The organism is Terriglobia bacterium, assembly GCA_032252755.1.
Taxonomy (GTDB): domain Bacteria; phylum Acidobacteriota; class Terriglobia; order Terriglobales; family Acidobacteriaceae; genus JAVUPY01.
In genome coordinates, this window is sequence record JAVUPY010000042.1 from 1 (window position 1) to 16,708 (window position 16,708).

General features: G+C 56.2%; 16 protein-coding genes and 1 tRNA gene. 11 read left to right on the forward strand and 6 right to left on the reverse strand.

The window, feature by feature from the left end; translation table 11 throughout:
* Positions 1-249 (forward strand): DUF423 domain-containing protein (locus ROO76_09480; protein MDT8068381.1); only part of this gene is annotated, 249 nt, incomplete at its 5' end.
* 17 nt (positions 250-266) lie between these two features.
* Here the strand turns inward: ROO76_09480 and ROO76_09485 are convergent.
* Both ROO76_09485 and nadB read right to left on the reverse strand, forming a co-directional pair.
* Positions 267-341: transfer RNA gene (locus ROO76_09485), tRNA-Val, on the reverse strand.
* Between the two features lie 33 nt (positions 342-374).
* On the reverse strand, positions 375-1,943 hold the full coding sequence (gene nadB, locus ROO76_09490) for an L-aspartate oxidase (GenBank protein ID MDT8068382.1): 1,569 nt from the start codon (positions 1,941-1,943) through the stop codon (positions 375-377).
* Positions 1,944-2,052: 109 nt separating this feature from the next.
* Here nadB and aroB point away from each other — a divergent pair, with 109 nt between their 5' ends.
* The 3 genes from aroB to ROO76_09505 all read left to right on the forward strand — a co-directional run bounded on the left by aroB (position 2,053) and on the right by ROO76_09505 (position 4,579).
* A complete protein-coding gene (gene aroB, locus ROO76_09495) occupies positions 2,053-3,150 on the forward strand; it encodes a 3-dehydroquinate synthase (GenBank protein MDT8068383.1) in 1,098 nt (365 codons plus the stop codon).
* Between the two features lie 5 nt (positions 3,151-3,155).
* Positions 3,156-3,905 (forward strand): bifunctional demethylmenaquinone methyltransferase/2-methoxy-6-polyprenyl-1,4-benzoquinol methylase UbiE, encoded by a 750-nt coding sequence (gene ubiE, locus ROO76_09500; GenBank protein ID MDT8068384.1) that lies wholly within the window; start codon positions 3,156-3,158, stop codon positions 3,903-3,905.
* A gap of 116 nt (positions 3,906-4,021) precedes the next feature.
* A complete protein-coding gene (locus ROO76_09505; protein ID MDT8068385.1) occupies positions 4,022-4,579 on the forward strand; it encodes an NAD(P)H-dependent oxidoreductase in 558 nt (185 codons plus the stop codon).
* A gap of 17 nt (positions 4,580-4,596) precedes the next feature.
* Here the strand turns inward: ROO76_09505 and ROO76_09510 are convergent, their stop codons facing one another.
* Positions 4,597-5,697 carry an NAD-dependent epimerase/dehydratase family protein gene (locus ROO76_09510; GenBank protein ID MDT8068386.1) on the reverse strand — a complete coding sequence of 367 codons (1,101 nt, stop codon included), beginning with the start codon at positions 5,695-5,697 and terminating at the stop codon, positions 4,597-4,599.
* Between the two features lie 221 nt (positions 5,698-5,918).
* Here ROO76_09510 and ROO76_09515 point away from each other — a divergent pair, with 221 nt between their 5' ends.
* From ROO76_09515 to ROO76_09525, 3 genes are all read left to right on the forward strand, one after another.
* A complete protein-coding gene (locus ROO76_09515) occupies positions 5,919-7,340 on the forward strand; it encodes a cation diffusion facilitator family transporter (GenBank protein MDT8068387.1) in 1,422 nt (473 codons plus the stop codon).
* A 545-nt stretch (positions 7,341-7,885) separates the two neighbouring features.
* Positions 7,886-8,866 (forward strand): IS1595 family transposase, encoded by a 981-nt coding sequence (locus ROO76_09520; protein ID MDT8068388.1) that lies wholly within the window; start codon positions 7,886-7,888, stop codon positions 8,864-8,866.
* A gap of 555 nt (positions 8,867-9,421) precedes the next feature.
* Complete coding sequence (locus ROO76_09525) at positions 9,422-10,222, forward strand: DUF1828 domain-containing protein (GenBank protein ID MDT8068389.1); 801 nt, start codon at positions 9,422-9,424, stop codon at positions 10,220-10,222.
* A 96-nt stretch (positions 10,223-10,318) separates the two neighbouring features.
* Here the strand turns inward: ROO76_09525 and ROO76_09530 are convergent, their stop codons facing one another.
* The gene (locus ROO76_09530) at positions 10,319-10,972 is read right to left on the reverse strand and encodes a hypothetical protein (GenBank protein ID MDT8068390.1); all 654 of its coding nucleotides are present in this window, start codon (positions 10,970-10,972) and stop codon (positions 10,319-10,321) included.
* Between the two features lie 354 nt (positions 10,973-11,326).
* On the opposite strand from ROO76_09530, the gene ROO76_09535 reads away from it, so the two are divergent.
* Positions 11,327-12,049, forward strand: coding sequence for an energy transducer TonB (locus tag ROO76_09535; GenBank protein ID MDT8068391.1), 723 nt, complete (start codon positions 11,327-11,329; stop codon positions 12,047-12,049).
* A gap of 115 nt (positions 12,050-12,164) precedes the next feature.
* On the opposite strand, the gene ROO76_09540 is transcribed toward ROO76_09535, so the two are convergent.
* Positions 12,165-12,467 carry a hypothetical protein gene (locus tag ROO76_09540; GenBank protein MDT8068392.1) on the reverse strand — a complete coding sequence of 101 codons (303 nt, stop codon included), beginning with the start codon at positions 12,465-12,467 and terminating at the stop codon, positions 12,165-12,167.
* Between the two features lie 69 nt (positions 12,468-12,536).
* Between ROO76_09540 and ROO76_09545 the strand changes: the two genes are divergently transcribed.
* The 3 genes from ROO76_09545 (at position 12,537) to ROO76_09555 (ending at position 13,995) form a co-directional block, all read left to right on the forward strand.
* Complete coding sequence (locus ROO76_09545; protein MDT8068393.1) at positions 12,537-12,902, forward strand: hypothetical protein; 366 nt, start codon at positions 12,537-12,539, stop codon at positions 12,900-12,902.
* 266 nt (positions 12,903-13,168) lie between these two features.
* Positions 13,169-13,642: a hypothetical protein gene (locus ROO76_09550; protein ID MDT8068394.1), complete on the forward strand. Its 474-nt coding sequence runs from the start codon at positions 13,169-13,171 to the stop codon at positions 13,640-13,642.
* Between the two features lie 200 nt (positions 13,643-13,842).
* Complete coding sequence (locus tag ROO76_09555) at positions 13,843-13,995, forward strand: lmo0937 family membrane protein (protein MDT8068395.1); 153 nt, start codon at positions 13,843-13,845, stop codon at positions 13,993-13,995.
* A 112-nt stretch (positions 13,996-14,107) separates the two neighbouring features.
* Here ROO76_09555 and ROO76_09560 read toward each other — a convergent pair whose 3' ends face one another.
* Positions 14,108-16,459 carry a M28 family peptidase gene (locus ROO76_09560; GenBank protein ID MDT8068396.1) on the reverse strand — a complete coding sequence of 784 codons (2,352 nt, stop codon included), beginning with the start codon at positions 16,457-16,459 and terminating at the stop codon, positions 14,108-14,110.
* Positions 16,460-16,708: the final 249 nt, after the last annotated feature.

Sequence of the window (16,708 nt, forward strand, 5' to 3'; positions counted from 1 at the left end):
GTTTGGGAAACGGCTGTCTTTTACCATTTCATTCACACCGTCATGCTGTTTGTGCTGGCGGAGCGGAAGCCGCTGGCTGTGGGACCGTGGTGGTGTTTCCTGGCGGGCATCGTCATTTTCTCCGGCTCGCTTTATCTGCTGGCCGCGACCAACGTGCGCTGGCTCGGTGCGGTTACGCCAATCGGTGGAGCCAGTTTTCTGGCCGGCTGGCTTTGGCTGGCGATTACTGCCGCCCACGGGAAGGATTAGAAAATGAATTTGCAGAATGGTGCGCGGTGCAGGTTTTGAACCTGCGACCCCCAGTGTGTGATACTGGTGCTCTACCGCTGAGCTAACCGCGCAACCCTAACAGCGTATCCGGCATCCGCATTTTTTCAAGATTTTCTTAGGACTGTGTCCCGCTGCCTCCAGTCGGGATTCGTCCCCGGATAATCCAGATTGTAATGCAGACCGCGGCTTTCGGGCCGCAACTGCGCGCACCGCACAATCAACTCCGCCGCGGTGGCAATATTGCGCAACTCCAGCAAATCGCTGGTCACAATGAAATTCCAGTAATATTCACGGATTTCCTCCTGCAGATTCGCGATGCGCTTGGCCGCGCGTTCCAGCCGTTTGTTCGTGCGCACAATGCCCACGTAGTCCCACATCAATCGCCGGATTTCGTCCCAGTTGTGAGACACCACAACCAATTCGTCCGGGTTATGTGCCTTGCCGGATTGCCACAGCGGAATTTGGGAAGTGACGGGTGACGGGTAACGGGCGGCGAGCGCTTTGGCCGACGCGCGATGAGCGCAAACCAGCGCTTCCAAAAGCGAATTGCTCGCCAGCCGGTTTGCGCCGTGCAACCCGGTGCAGGCTGCTTCACCCACGGCGTAAAGCCCGGCAATGTCCGTCTCGCCGTCCACGTTCGTTACCACACCGCCGCATTGGTAGTGCGCGGCGGGCACGACGGGAATCGGTTCCTTGGTGATGTCAATGCCGTACCGCAGGCACGTCTGGTAAATGTTCGGAAACCGCTCGATGATGAATTTTGCCGGCTGGTGGGTGATGTCCAGCAGCACATGGTCCGCGCCGGTTTTTTTCATCTCGCTGTCAATCGCCCGGGCCACGATGTCGCGCGGGGCGAGCGATTTCATCGGATGCGCGTCGTTCATGAATTCCATGCCGTCCAGATTTTTCAGAATCCCGCCTTCGCCGCGAACTGCTTCACTGATGAGAAACGACTTCGCCTTCGGATGATACAGGCACGTCGGATGAAACTGCACGAACTCCATGTCGCTGATCTCGGCGCCCGCGCGCCACGCCATCGCCACGCCATCACCGGTCGCGACCGTAGGATTCGTCGTGTCGGAATAAACCTGGCCAAGTCCGCCGGTCGCCAGCAGCACACCACGCGCACGGATTTCGCGATGCTCGCCCGATTCCTCCAGCAGGGAAACGCCGCAAACGCGACCATTCTCAACCAGCAGTTCGCTTGTGAAACCGAATTCGCGGAATGTGATGTTCTTGATCGTTGAAGCACGCGCGTAAAGAGCCCGTCCAATTTCGCGGCCGGTAGAATCTCCATGCGCGTGCAGCACACGATTTCGGCTATGCGCTCCCTCGCGTGTGAACGCGAGTTTCGTGCCCTGCCGATCGAACTCAGTTCCCCACTTGATCAGTTCTTCGATACGTACCGGACCTTCTTCGACGAGCACGTGCGCAGCGTCAGGATTGACCAGTCCGTCTCCGGCATTGATGGTGTCCTGGAAGTGAAGCTGGATCTCGTCTTCGTCGCTGAGCGCCGCGGCGATTCCGCCCTGAGCGTATTGCGTGTTCGACTCGCTCAGTTCGCGCTTGGCAAGGCAGAGAACACGCCCGGAAGCGGCCAGTTCGATTGCGGCACGAAGACCTGCTACGCCAGCTCCTGCAATGATGTAGTCGAATTCGGCGGCTGTCTTCATGGTGAAAGAAAATACTAGCACGCGGAGAATGCGGTGAATACGGACGCAGTATAGTCGAGCTGCCGGAGCCTCGATAATGCGGAGCCCTGCCTTCAGGTAAGATAGACGTTTGATCCGCGTAAGCATACAAACCGCCTCGCAGCCTTACGACGCCCTCATTGAGAGCGGCGTTCTGCGATCCTCCGGCGTCTACATCCACGAGCTGATGCCGAAGGTGCAGCGTTATTACATTGTTACCGTTCCCAAGCTGCGCAAGCTCTACGGAAAATACATCTCCGATAGCTTCAAGAGCGCGAAGCTGGAACATCATTTCGTCGAGCTGCCCGATGGCGAGCGCCGCAAGAACCTAGCCACCATCGAAGCCGCTGGGAGTCGCATGGTGAAACTCGGCGCCGATCGCAATTCTGTGATCGTCGCGCTCGGCGGCGGCGTTGTGGGCGACATGGCAGGATTCCTCGCCTCCATCTACATGCGCGGTATTTCTTTCGTGCAGGTGCCCACTACATTCCTCGCGCAAGTCGATGCCTCGGTCGGCGGCAAAACCGGCGTGAACCTTGAGGAAGGGAAGAACCTTCTTGGCACGTTCCTGCAGCCTCGAATGGTGATCATCGATCCCGGCGTTCTGCGGAGCCTGCCCGAACGGGAATTTCGGTCGGGCTTGTTTGAGGCACTCAAGGCCGGGATCATCCAGGACGCTCGCATCTTCGAATTCATGGAACAGAATCGCGACAAAATTCTCGGGCGCGATGCCGCCGCTCTGGAGTGGTTGATAGCGGAGAGCGTGCGCGTAAAGGCCGCCGTCGTTTCTGCCGATGAGCAGGAGCATGGCCTTCGCCGCATTCTGAATCTTGGCCACACTATCGGCCACGCGCTCGAAGCTGAAACCGAGTACAAGCACTTCTTCCACGGCGAAGCCGTCGCCTGGGGCATGGTTGCCGCCGCGATGATCGCTGTCGGTTTACAGCTAACTGATCCACGCACAGCGCAGCGCATCATCAGCGCAGTTTTGTCTTACGCGCCGCTGCCTAAAGTCGATGTGCGCCCCAAGGCCATTCTCAAGCGCCTCACCAGCGACAAAAAAACAGTCGACGGCAAGGTGCACTTCATACTTCCACGCGAGATCGGCAAGGTCGAAGTCACAAAAGACGTCCCCGAGCGCGCGGTGCTGCAAGCTGTCGAAGAATTGCGATACCTTTCACAAGCATGATGCCGATGACCGAACCCGCCAAGACCATCGGAGCGCGACCCGCCGGTACAGACGACCAGCAGTCGGCCGCCAACGCTGTCCGCGAGATGTTCAACACCATCTCGCCCCGCTACGACCTGCTAAACCATGTGCTCTCTATGAATGTCGACCGCCTGTGGTGGTGGCGCACCGCTCGTCGCTTCCGCCACATCCTTCGCCGCAATGAGGCCGAGGTGCTCGATCTCTGCTGCGGCACCGGCGACATGACCTTCGCGCTTTATCGCCAGACGAAAGGAAGCAGGGCCGCGATCACCGGAGCCGACTTTGCTCGCGAAATGCTTCGTCGCGCCGAAAGCAAGGGGAAGAGAACCCCAATCCGCTGGGTCGAAGCCGACGCCCTGCACATGCCCTTCTCCGACCATACGTTCGATCTCGTGACATCGGCCTTTGGTTTCCGCAATCTCGCCGACTACGATGCTGGTCTGCGCGAGATCGTGCGGGTCCTGCGTCCCAATGGTGAGATCGGCATCCTCGACTTCGGCGAGCCAACGGGCACGGTCGGGAAGGTCTACCGTTTTTACTTCAAGCAGGTGCTTCCGCGTGTTGGAACGATGATCTCCGGTGTACGAGGCCCATATGCTTACCTTCCGGCCTCCGTGGAAAAGTTCCCGGAGCCAACGGAGATGCTACAACGCATGCGCGCCGCGGGTTTGCGCCAAGCCGCCTATACTCCATATACCTTCGGAATCGCCGGACTCTATTGGGGCAAGAAGTAAGATCCGCGTCCACCTGCGGAATTCGCGTCCCCTCAGCTTTATCTGTTACAACAAATAATTTGCGACTCGTTGCTTAGCCGCACATCCAACCTCTCGTCATACGGAGGGACAAGTACATGTCTGAAACCGTCAATATCCTCGGAATTGCCGGGAGTTTGCGCAAAGAGTCATACAACAAGATGGCCTTGAAAGCCGCCCAGAAACTCGCGCCCGAAGGAACCGAAATCGAAATCTTCGATATCACCGGAATCCCGCCGTTCAACCAGGATGAAGAACGCAACCCTGCACCAAAAGTCTCGGAGTTCAAGCAGCGCATCCATGCTGCTGATGCCATCCTCTTCGCCACCCCGGAATACAACTATTCAGTTCCCGGTGTTCTGAAGAACGCAATCGACTCGGCCTCTCGCCCTTACGGCGAGAATGCATGGAACGGCAAGCCAGTGGCCGTAATGGGCGCCTCGGTTGGCGCTCTCGGAACAGCGCGAGCGCAGTATCATCTCCGCCAGATGTTCGTCTTCCTCAATATGTACGCGGTAAATCAGCCTGAAGTGATGATCGCGAACGCGTCGCAGAAGTTCGACAAGGAGGGCAACTTGTCCGATGATGTTGCAGCCAAGCTCATCAAGCAATTGTTGACGAACCTGAGAGATTGGACGAGAAAGCTGAAAGACTAGGAACAGGGCTTCAGGTATCAGACGCCGGTGGCGACCGTTGGTTGTTCTGATGCCTGACGATTATCCTCCGTCGTCCGAAAGCTGTCCGCAAGAGCGTCACGCACGGTGTACTGGATCACTTTCGCGTAGTCGGCTCCCAGCATCTCCTGCAATCGCGTGGTGTCCATCGTGTATGAGCCGATCATATACGGCAGTGCCTCCGGCGGAATGGAAGAGATTTCCCACTCCCACAGCTTCCGGAGCAGGAATTCGCACGCCGGCTTGGGGAGCCGAATGATCTTTGCGTGTGCCACCCTGGCGCACTCTGGAATCGTTACCGAACCGCAGCGCCCCGCCACATTCAATATGTGCAGGCGGTTTCCCTCGGGGCTACGCCGCAGCAGCCAGGCCAGCAGGCGCGCCATGTCGTCCACGTGAACGAATTGCAGCTTGTTATTGAGATATCGATCCCCAAAGGGGAGCATCAGCGGCAGCCGCGTCCCTTTCGCACGCATCTTTTCCGCGCGCTTGCTCTTTCCCAGCGGAGTCCCGCGCAGCGCTCCGACCATGTAATTCTGCATGCTCGCTCCCGTAAAAATATGCGGCCGGAGCATGTACGTGGTGGTGAAGTGCCCGAGGCTTTCGTAGCGGCTCTGCACCACGCGATCGGCTTCCATCTTGTGAATTGCGTATGGAAGCGTATGCGCGCCCAGCGCATGGTCCTCTTTTACCGGACCAGGCGTTTCCGGTCCATAAGCCGAAACGCTGCTGGGGAAGATGAAGCGGGTGACGGCGGCTCCATAGCGGTTGGCGACGGCGATGGCCTCGGTCACCCGCGTAGTTCCGGCGACATTGATCTGCCACATGCGATCGACGTCCAGAACTCCGGTTCGAACAGGGTCGAGGACGAAAGCGAGATGCACAACGGCGCAGGCGCTGCTGTCATTAATAAGGGAAATGAGCTTGCGCACGCAGCTTTCGCTGCCGAAATCCATGGACTCGAACCGCGCCAGCGAGGCGTTTTCAGGAGGCCGAAGATCGACGCCGACCACCTTGAAATCGTCGAGCAGCGGCAACAGGCGCTGACCAAGATTTCCAGACACTCCGGTGATGATGATGGACTGACGATCGTCTGCCATCGAACCGCGTTGGGACCTCCGCCTGGTTCGGGTAGCTAAGAGAAGAGCAGGCGAAACGAATCGTAGCACAAAGAGGTGCGAGCGACGAGGTACGAGGTGCGAGATCAGCAACTGCGAGGAATCTTAAGTGCATGTTCGTTACTGCCGCTTGTACTCGTACCTGGATCCTCGTACCTGTTTTCCGGGTTGGCGCAATGCCCGTCTCAAGGTAATCTCAAGGCGTGGATGCAAGCTTCAATGCCGAGGCGATGCGAGCCGAAAAGCGCGGTGTGGCGGCGCGGTCTGTCTACGCGGCCCTGCTGATAACCGGGCTCAAGTTTATCGTCGGCTTCACCACTGGATCCCTCGGCATCCTCTCGGAAGCTCTGCATTCCTCGCTTGACCTGATCGCTGCTGTGGTCACGCTGCTCTCCGTTCGCGTGAGTGACAAGCCTGCAGATGCTGATCACCAGTATGGTCACGGGAAGGTCGAGAATTTCTCGGCCTTCATCGAAACGGGCCTGCTGCTGCTCACGTGCATCTGGATCGTCTGGGAAGCCTTCAAGCGTTTGTTCTTCCACTCGGTCGAGATCGAGCCCAGCGTCTGGGCGTTCGTCGTGATGTTCATCTCCATTGGCGTGGATGCGTGGCGCTCCAGGGCACTCAAGCGGGTGGCGGACCGGTACGATAGCCAGGCGCTCCAGGCGGATGCCCTGCATTTCTCCACCGATATCTGGTCGAGTTCCGTGGTTATCCTCGGTCTCGCGGTGGTCTGGGGTGGGCGCGAATACAACCTGCCATGGCTACAGAAGGCCGATCCGGTGGCGGCGCTCTTCGTGGCCTGCGTGGTCGTTTACGTCAGCTGGCGACTGGCGCGACAGACCATTGATGCGCTTCTCGACGCCGCGCCCGCCGGTGTGCGTAACAACATCATCAATGCCGTCGAGGCGGTTCCGGGCGTACTCGAGGTCGACCGGGTGCGCATTCGGCGGGCAGGGAACCGTTACTTCGCCGATCTCTCGGTCGGACTGGCGCGCACGGCGACGTTCCAGCGTTCCGAACAGATCGTCGCCGAAGTGACGCAGAAGATCCGTTCGATCCTCAAGGACGTCGATGTGCTTGTGAACGCCGTTCCACGCGCGCTGCACACGGAGAACATCTTCGACCGCATTCGCGCCGCGGCGCTCAAGCACAACCTGATGGTGCACGATGTCAGCGTGCAGGACCTCGGTGGGCAGCTTCACGTGGAGCAGCACGTGGAACTTGACGAGAAACTCTCACTGCTGGAAGCGCACGATCACGTGACGGCGCTGGAGGCCGACATTCGCGAGTCCGTGCCGGAAATCTCGTCGATCCTCACGCATATCGAGAGCGAACCGGCGACGATCGAGACCAGCGACGAGATCGTGCAGGACCGCACGCTGGAACGCTCGCTCAAGGACATCGTCGCGGGTTTTCCGGACGTTGTCGATGTCCACGAGATCATCCTGAAGCGGGTGCGCGAGCATCTGTTCCTCTCCTGCCATGTCACTATGCAGGACGAGTTGCCGCTCTCTCGCGTCCACGACATCCAAACCGCGCTCGAAATCCGGTTCAAACAGGCCGCGCCGCAACTGTTCCGCGTGCTCATCCATCCTGAGCCGCAGACGGATAACCGCAGGTAGAGTCGAGGTGGCTCTCGCAGATTCCTGGAGGGCTGATTCGCGCAAGCGGTGTCTGCAACCTGGCAAACCCTTGTTCCTTTAACCACCCCCTATTCTTGCGGTGTCCTCTTTTCAGCCACTTACGGAAATTTTCACGGTAGGGCGCTGATGGGAAAGAACTTAAATCTGAAAATAGGAGTTCTCCCTTTGGGTTCAAGAATTTGGGAAGGGAAAGTGTGCGGTTGAGAACGGCTACTTGAGCTGCTCAGCTCCTCAGCAATGCGAAAGTAAAAGCAAAGTCAAAATCCCCACCCTGTCGCCAACTGCGGGCGACAAGGGCAGGGCACGGAAAAAACATCAATGAACGGAAGATCGGGAGGACCGAAAAACGGAACCCGACCAAGACAAACGGCCGCCCGGTGGGACGGCCGCTGGTCTCTCTATTTTCAGAATAGCAGGTTGGGTATGGCTACTGTGACATCGGGGCGAGATTTATATTCGAAATTATCCCCTTGACAAACCCAAATTCATGAGGTAAAGTACTTCGTGTAATGAGGTACTTTGCAATGAGACAGAGAGCGGAAAAGACGATTGCGGCGCACTTCTTCGACGCAGAAGCGGCAAGACAATTCCTCGAAGCGAAGCGTTGGCCCGATGGTCCGGTTTGCCCGCACTGCGGCGAGATCAATAACGCCTATCGGTTGCAGCCTCGCGACTCAAAAAAGGACAAGCATGTTCGCCCCGGAGTTTGGAAGTGCGCGGGATGCCGTGAGCAGTTCACGGTCACAGTTGGAACGGTTTTCGAGGATTCACACGTACCGCTGAATAAATGGTTGTTGGCGATTCATCTGCTCTGCTCTAGCAAGAAGGGAATGAGCGCACATCAATTGTATCGAATGATGGGCACCTTCTACGGCAACAAGGGTTCATACAAAACGGCATGGTTCCTGTTTCACAGGCTGCGTTTTGCTATGACTCAGCACCCATTGGTGGACAAACTCAAGGGCATCGTCGAAGTTGATGAGACCTGGGTTGGTCCGAAAGAGAGAGGAAAAGGCAATCCCGGTATGCCCACTCCCGAACGCAGCAAGAAGCGTCCGGTTGTGGCCCTGATGGAACGCAGCGAAATGGGCAGCCGTGTTCGTTCATTTCCCGTGGAGCGTGTAACGCTGGATAACATCAAACCGATTATGAAGGCGCACGTCGAAGTTGGAACCACGATCCAGACGGACGAGGCTTCCATCTATCACTGGATGCGGGATGAGTTCCCGAATCACGATGTTGTGAACCACGCAAAGAAGGAATATTCGCGGCGCGAAGGCGACAAACTCGTCACCAGCAATACGGTTGAAGGATACTTCGGATTGTTGAAGCGTGGTTTGTATGGCACGTATCACCACGTGGGACGCGCATATCTTCAGCAGTACCTCAACGAATTCGACTTCCGGTACAACAATCGCGATATGTCGGACGTTGAGCGCACATTGTCGGCAATCAAGGCGACAGAAGGAAAGCGCCTAATGCTGAAAGAACCAAGCAATGGGTAGACGTTGGAGGCAAGCGCCATGCCCGAAAATCTACTCATAAACAGCAGCAACGAAAACGAATTGCAGAGTTCTCGGATCGGGACGTATGATTTGCAGTTCCCATGCGACCAGACGGACCGACCGAGGCTCAGGCCGAATATCTAGTCAGCGAACGGAAGTACATAAAGACAATTCCGCCCATAGTAGGAAGTTCGCGGGAGTTTCAGATGAGAGCCGATGTCTACAGCGTGTCTACGGGTCGCCCCTGCGGTCTCGTGATAATGGCAACGGCCAAGAAGTCACCGAGTGGAATTCCCCGCCCCTACCCAAGTTCAGCATTGGAATTGCGCGGAAGATTTCGTATCCGTGGGCTCAATTATGCAATCAGACATGACTGTCCGACTGGGCCGATAGTTCGCGGTTGGCATGAGCATATCTGGACAGACGAGTTCGAAGATCATGTGATTCGACACGCCCGTCCAAAGGTGAAGGACACCTCCATCGGCGGACTATTCGAATGGGGACTGAAGAAATGGAAAATATCAGTCGGGGAACCAAAAGCAAGGAGGAAGCGTCGTGGCGAAAGATAACCGTGTTCTCAAGGCCTACCTCCGCGCCTATAAGAAATTGGTTGAGACAGAACTGATAGAGGAAAAGTCTGGACCTAGGCACAGTATTGCCTTGTCCATTCCCCTTCATATCGCGGCAAATCATCGAGTCGAAGTTACGGTAACGGAGTTTGCTCCCGGAAAGTTCATTCTCTCGGATATGGCAAGAACCCTGTCCGATCTCTCCGAATCAGGAAAGAAGATCACCTCCGATTTCAGGAAAAGGGCAGAAGAGATTGCGAAATATTTTGGCGCTGGCTTCCGCATGGATCACTTGATTATGGAATGCAACGAGGCCGACCTGGGAACCACTATTCAGAGATTTGCAGAGACATGCAAGACGATTGGGGATGCGCACCTTCTACATCGCGACCATGTTGTCCATGCGCGTCAAGTAGTGGACGAGGTAAAAAAGATATTCACGGCTCGCAAAATTACATTCAAAGAAGATTGCGCGGTAAAGGGAGCTATCGAAAAGCACTCTTTTGATGTCTATGTTGCGCCTAACGGGAATCCCGGCATCGCAGTCAAGGTGGTTGCTGGCCACAACACCCATGCGCTGGCCAAGGTGTGGGCATTTAATTGTTGGGATGTACGCGCGGTCAATTCAGAATCGCGCCTTAAATTAGGACTCGTGCTTGACGAGGAAGATAGTGAGCCGTGGAGCAGAAGCAGTCAGAGCATACTGAAGAAGGGCGCCGACATCGTGACGACTTCTAATAAGCTAGACGGCTTGGAACATGGCCTCATGATGGAGCAGATCATATGAAGCGCGAAAAACTTAAAATTCCCCTACGCTTCGATGACGCAATATCGGACCTGTTGAAAGTGAAACCTCCAAAGAAGAAGCGAACTAGTAGGCCCGTCAAGAAGAAGAAATAGGAATGCAGTTTCCGAAGATTACTCTTTCGTTTTCCTCATAATCATCGAAGCGATATACGGTAGAAATCCCAAACCCGTCTTTCGTGAGATGGAATGTCTGTATCTCTCCTCCGATATATAACCTCTCTTCTTTCGGCTTGACGGCTTGGGCAGCCCGCTGTGCCGTCATGATTTTTGGCAAGTCGGCTGGGAGGTTGTACTCGGCTGGAACCTCACACTCCGGTTTGTATCGGAGCCCGTAAGGTGTAAGTCGTTCCGATTCGAAGTTAGAAGCCGATCTATAGGCATAGGCGTGAATCTTTCCTGTCAGTTTCGAAAATCCGTAGTGGTACACGGTAGTGGTAAACCCGTCAGGGATGGAGAATTCATGCTTATACCCCTGCCACAACGGACGGAGACAACTGGGTGCGTGGTAGTCAACATTGTCGATGTCGTGAGCGATCAATCTATCGCTCATCTGGACAAACCACCTGCCGAGAAATCCACCCGCGCCCACACCAGCAAGAATGAGTTTGAGGTGGGGGACAACGAACGCCTTGGATGTGAACATGAGCGGCGTTCCGTCGGTATTTACAGCCAGTGTATCGGTAGCGATATATGCTTGATTCTCATCAATATAGAAGACTAGAGAAGACATTGCATTTCGCCGTTTCTTCTCCCATCATATCCAGCTACTTGGGTTTGTCAAAGGGATAATTACGTTTATATTTCGATTGGAATGAGGAGATTGCGGCGAAAATGACAATATTTGGCTCTTGACAAGAATTTTCTCAAAGCGAGAATGGGCTTGGCTAATGATGTGCACTGAATCATAAGTTGAATTAATGCGTGATAAGTCCTGTTCCCGACAACAATCGTGGAACTCATTGGTTGTTGGGCGTAGATTTCTACTGTGAACCCAACTCCGACTCGCATCGTTCTTCTCTTCGTTCTTGTGGCTCCGTTATTCATGTCGGCGGTGTACGCGCAAACAGCAGTACCAACGGTCACAGTGGCCGAAACGCCTCTATACCCACCCTTGCCACGATCCGCCCATATCGCCGGAACCGTGACACTGCGAGTTGTCACTGATGGGGAGAAAGTAGCCGATGTTAGTGTCGTTGATGGGCAGCCGATGTTAGCTAGGGCAGCACAGGAGAATGTGAAAACGTGGCGATTCATAAAGCACGAGCCCACCACATTCCTCACCAAGTTCAACTTCGACCTCTCGCCGGAGTGTGACACAAAGAACGAAAACGGTACGGTCACGCTGAGTCTGCCGCTGGAAGTGACTATCACCGTTCCGCGCAGATCGTCGGAGTGTGACCCCTATTTTGGACTCGACCTTTCTGAGCCGCTCAGGGTGTTCCTAACAGGCTGTGAAGTCGATGGAGTAATGCAGCCCTGCAAAAATATATCCATCGAACTCGATGCTGGTGAGTTGAAAGCAAAACCGCAGATTATCAAAGAGGGTGACAAAACTGTCTTCGTTGTCCCGAAGGAATTTCGGAATGCGAAGACCTTCGGTGTCACGGTGCAGACTCCGAAAGGTGGTTTTTCGCTGGCTGAACTTCACGGCAGCTTTCTCAAGGGCAAGTGGCGAATCGTTATCGACCATAAGCCTTTTCAAGAGGAAAACCGATACATGACCAAGGGGCGAGATTGCATCGGGTTTATACACTTTCAATGGTCGGAACCTGAGCGCATAGCGTCCGCGCCGTGCAAGGACAAATAGTTGGCGGTATATCGGCATACCATAAACAATCCGGGGTAGCTGGATAGATTACGATATGGCCTGTTCTTGCTTGCTATCGCGAGACTCTCAAGACCTTGAGGACAGGTCCCAGTACCTACTCAACTTTCAAGAATGAATTCACGGCTCCGGTACGGCCCGTGTTGTTGTCGCGCACCACGATTCGGACGAGGTATTCTCCGGGCGGAAGGTCGAGCGTGTTCTTGTAGTCGATGCCGGACTGCTGAATCGTTGCGACCGCTTCCGGCGACAGGTCCTTTTTGATCCTCTGGACAACCTGGCCTGCGACTTTGCCGTCTCGTGCACGTGCTATGGCGAGGAACTCGAGGTTGAGTTTGCGCTGCTCGAGGTCGACCACATTCGCCGCCGGGGCGACCTGCAGGTCGAGAGCGTTCGACACCTTGTCACCCTTCTTCCGCGTAGTTGTCCGCTCTCCTTTGAAAGGAATGCCTGCTTCTGGAAGCAGCGATTGAGCCGCCGTGTTGATATCCAGTTCGCGGGTCTTTTCGGGCTCGGGCAGAGGGAACAGGAAGCCATTGCGCGAGCGAGTGTTAGCTCCTTCGACCTTAACCTGGAGTTAGTGCCAGCCCTCTTTCGTACCTTTGTCTACGTAGAAGCCGACCATGTAGTAGTCGCGAGAATCGTCGAGAGCTTCCTTGAAGCAATCGGCAAGGTCCGCGCGGTTGTAGCAGGGTTTTCCGCCGGTGGTTTTCTTCTCGTGCTTCTTGGCTTCGATCGCTTGGGGCTGGCTAATGCAGAAGACCGGCAGTTTGTGGGGCTCGGCTCTGTTCCACGCTGGTGCCGATTTGCTGATTATCTTGCCCATCTTCAGTAATCTTGGTGCCGTCTAATCCAACTGCTGTTACCAGCAGATTCAGCAAAACCCAAATAGATTTTCATTTTGTGATGATAAATCCGCTTACCGCCTATCGAGCAGGACTACTCCACAGAAGCCAAAGGAAGGCTTGAGCCACCGCCAGTTGCGCTGTCAATCCCTTCAGAACTAGAGCAGAGGGGAGTGTCGGCCAACTGTTAAATGGTGACTGGCCCGATTTGATGAAGTAGAGTTTCGATACCCAATCATTCACAACATAACGGAGAGTGAGCGTGCGCAACCTGACAGCTGTTGCATCATTCGTGCTGGTCTTCGCTTCCTTGGCGGTCGCCCAAAGCAGTCTCGAAACGAAGTGGCACTGCGCGAAACCTGTCGACCAGCAATATGAGATCGGTGATACGCCTGGTCACAGCTACGGCGTTGCCCAAGGCAACTGCAACGTGGTTTCCGGCAAGACTGGCGAAAAAACGGGGGTATTCACTGAAATTCAAGAAATGTGGAACGGCTCCTTTCAGACTCATGGCCGCATGATCGTAACCATGGCCGACGGGGAGAAAATTTACTACACGTACAAAGCAACGGGGAGTCTCGCGAAAAAGACAGCAGCGGAAAAGTGGAAGATGACAGGCGGCACCGGGAAACACAAAAGTAATAAGGGTTCGGGCACCTGCTCGGGGACGTTCAATGACGACGGAACTTCCGACTGGGTCTGCTCCGGGAAATTTTCAACCGGTGCCTAGTGGGCTTGAACAGATCCCAGTCACGATCGGATCGGGCAATGCGATAGTAAACGGGTAGTGGAGCCTTTGGCACCGAGGTGCCATATATTCCGAGTCAAACCTGACGTTGTACTCCGCTAAGTCCTTGAAATTCAGCGTGAGCAGTAGCATACAAGGCAAGCCACCAACAGGTCGCATCTTACTAGTTCGGAGGTGACAATATGCTTTGGACCATCTTCGTAATTCTGCTGATTGCGTGGCTTCTGGGCCTGGTCGGCGTTTACACGATTGGCTCTTTCGTCTGGATTCTCCTCGTGGCGGCCCTGGCTGTTCTGGCCATCCAGATCATCACGGGACGTCGTACAACGGTCTGACCGTCGGGCGTGGAGTAGTTTTGCTGGGCGCGCCCTTTCTGGGTTCCCGTAGCGCCCAGCACGCACCCCGACGTACGGCCGCATCGAAGCCGCCCAGCGGCGCTCTGTTCCCCTACCAACTTCTCGCCACTGCGGCAATGATCCTGCCGAGAGCCTCCACATCTCGAACATCGACGACTTCGCCTGGGGAGTGAGCGTAACGCAATGGCCATCCGAGCGCGACGTCGGTACTGCCGTACATCAGAAATGCCGCACCGTCATTTCCGCCGCCGGTAACGCCATATTGCGCAGGTATGTTGTTTGCGCGGGCAATCGAGACGACCTTCTCGGCGAGGTTGCGAGGCACAATGTTCGAGTTATCGACAGCTCGAACGACGAAGCCTCGTCCGACGCGGGCATCGGCAAATCGCTTCGACTCCAACGGCGAATCGGCGCTAACGAACGTATCTACGGCGAACACGTACGTCGGGGTCTCGTTCTTTGCCGCGAAGTCTTTAGCAGCGGCCGCGGCGCCGAAGAGGCCAAGTTCCTCGCGCGTGGACCAGATGAAAGTAATGTCGCGATTGCCTAAGTTTGGTGGTGCGGTGGCCCCGAGAGCCCACACGGCGTTGATCAGCGCCGTGCAGCCCACGCGATCATCCATGGCTCGTCCACTGGCTTTTCTCGCGAGCAACTTGCGGTACTTCTTCGGGACGGTGATGAAATCTCCGGGCTTGATGCCGAGCTTAGCCACTTCGTCCGGGTTCTTCGCGCCGACATCCATCCGGACGGTGAAGCCACGCCCGCGCGGGAACTGGAACCCCGGCTTATCCCAGCCCTCCGGCAATTCCAGCACGCCGGGATGCATTCCGTTGGAGGAGTGAACGAGCGCGGGGTGTCCGAGGAAGTAACTCCAGATGCCACCGCCCTCGTCCTTCAGTTCGAGGCGGCCATCGGGCAGTACGGATTTCACCTCGTAGCCGATCTCGTCCATGTGCGCGACAATCGCGATCCTCCCGGAAGGTTTCGGCGAGGACGATCCAAGGTGCAGAACGAGGTTTCCGCCATCGTCCATCACGGGCTTCGCCCACGGCGGTAACAAGGCTTCCACCGTGGAGCGCATGTTCCCCTCGTGCTCGCTCGCGGCATAGGTCTCGATCAGCCGGTGCAAAACTTCGTCGGTCGACGGAGCTGTCCGCGGCTTCTGAGGGGCAGGCGGTTCCGGAAGTGTGGTGGCCGCTTTGAGATGAGGGGCAGGGGTCGAGCCGAGGTACACCTCAAGGAGCGAGGCAAGGGAAGCGACATCGCCGGATTGCAGCACTTCGGCGGGCGTCGAGGGCCAGTCCGTTGCAACGGCGAGATGCACCGTTCGCTCCGGCAGCTTCGGTTGCAGGATGTAGCCGCCGCGCGGGAGCAGCGGAGCGGAGAAATCCGTAGTGACCTTGAGGTTGTGCTCGCTTCCAAGCTTTTCCAATTCCTCCCCGAATGCGCCGGCATTCTCGGGCTTGTCACTTGCGACCAGCACTCCGTCTCCGGGGTGATGCTGAAAGGATGGCGCGTTTTCACTTTGTGGCCCGAAGGCGGGCGCACGCATGCAACGGCCCACGTATATGACTTCGTCGGGATGAAGCTCATAAAGCTCGCGCTGGAGACCTCGCGCGCCGAGCCACTGCTGGGTGACAAATGCAAACGTCGTCGTCCCCTGAAGTTTTGAGCGATCGAGGCTTCGCAGAACGTCGACCAGGGCAGCCGCTCCGAAACGATCTCCGATGGCGGGGGCCGTCCACTCTCCATCGGCCATTTCGTAGAACTGGCGGTCGATGGCAATCGGGCTCAGAACATCTGCACCGCTGGCGCGGACTTCCGCTTCATTATTCGCCCCGAGATCGATGTACATGTTGTCGAGGTCAGCGGCCGAAGGAGGGTGCTGGCGCTGCGGCATCAGGTGAATCGAAAGTCCCGCTACCACTCCATTCAGCCACGAGTGCTGATTCGTGCCAATCATGACGGGCTGCGCCGAGTAGAGTTCGTTGAATAGCGGCAGATTTCCCGCTTGCGGCAAGCGCTGCACGGTCACGTAACCTTCCGGAGTAATACCGCTGGCTACGAAGCCGGGCTCATCGATCGCGGTAACGATCAGCCGTCGCGGAGAACCCTTGCCGACCGTAACGATGACATTGCTCGCCATATCCGTGTGTGGGGAAAACGCCTTCAGCTTTGTCGCGATTGCGCCAGCCAGTTGCTGCTCGTATCCGGGAACAGCCGGGATCTGGACGAACTCGCGCAGGTCATCGGTAAGATTGCCGGGAACCGAAGCCGCTTGCGCCATTACGAGTAGTGGCGTGAACAAGATTGCTGCTGCCATGAGAATTCGAACTCGTTTTGCTGTGGCGATAGCCTTGGTAAATGTCATCACGACTCCTGGAGAGTTGATCTGCCGAAACGACTCCACCCGCCGGTACCGAATGGCACACACGTTGGCCATGACTTCAATTGTTTTCCCCACACTTGCACTGGCGAGAGTTGCAGGGGAATACGATAACACTCAGGCACGCCGTTTGTGCGTAATGCTCGATTCCAGTATCACGATTTCGTGACGTGACCTTGGTTTGCGGCGTGATTCGGATCACATCCGGCAGCAGAACGGTGTGACAGAATCCCCGACACCTTGGGGCCACAATCGAGATTTCTGGAACGGGGGCTGTATGAGCAACATCGGGTGGGCAATTGTGCT

Bases quoted from the DNA above. Each gene is read 5' to 3' on its own strand.
- nadB (MDT8068382.1), bottom strand. From the start codon at position 1,943: ATGAAGACAGCCGCCGAATTCGACTACATCATTGCAGGAGCTGGCGTA.
- ubiE (MDT8068384.1), top strand. From the start codon at position 3,156: ATGACCGAACCCGCCAAGACCATCGGAGCGCGACCCGCCGGTACAGAC.
- ROO76_09505 (MDT8068385.1), top strand. From the start codon at position 4,022: ATGTCTGAAACCGTCAATATCCTCGGAATTGCCGGGAGTTTGCGCAAA.
- ROO76_09510 (MDT8068386.1), bottom strand. From the start codon at position 5,697: ATGGCAGACGATCGTCAGTCCATCATCATCACCGGAGTGTCTGGAAAT.
- ROO76_09520 (MDT8068388.1), top strand. From the start codon at position 7,886: ATGAGACAGAGAGCGGAAAAGACGATTGCGGCGCACTTCTTCGACGCA.
- ROO76_09530 (MDT8068390.1), bottom strand. From the start codon at position 10,972: ATGTCTTCTCTAGTCTTCTATATTGATGAGAATCAAGCATATATCGCT.
- ROO76_09555 (MDT8068395.1), top strand. From the start codon at position 13,843: ATGCTTTGGACCATCTTCGTAATTCTGCTGATTGCGTGGCTTCTGGGC.
- ROO76_09560 (MDT8068396.1), bottom strand. From the start codon at position 16,459: ATGGCCAACGTGTGTGCCATTCGGTACCGGCGGGTGGAGTCGTTTCGG.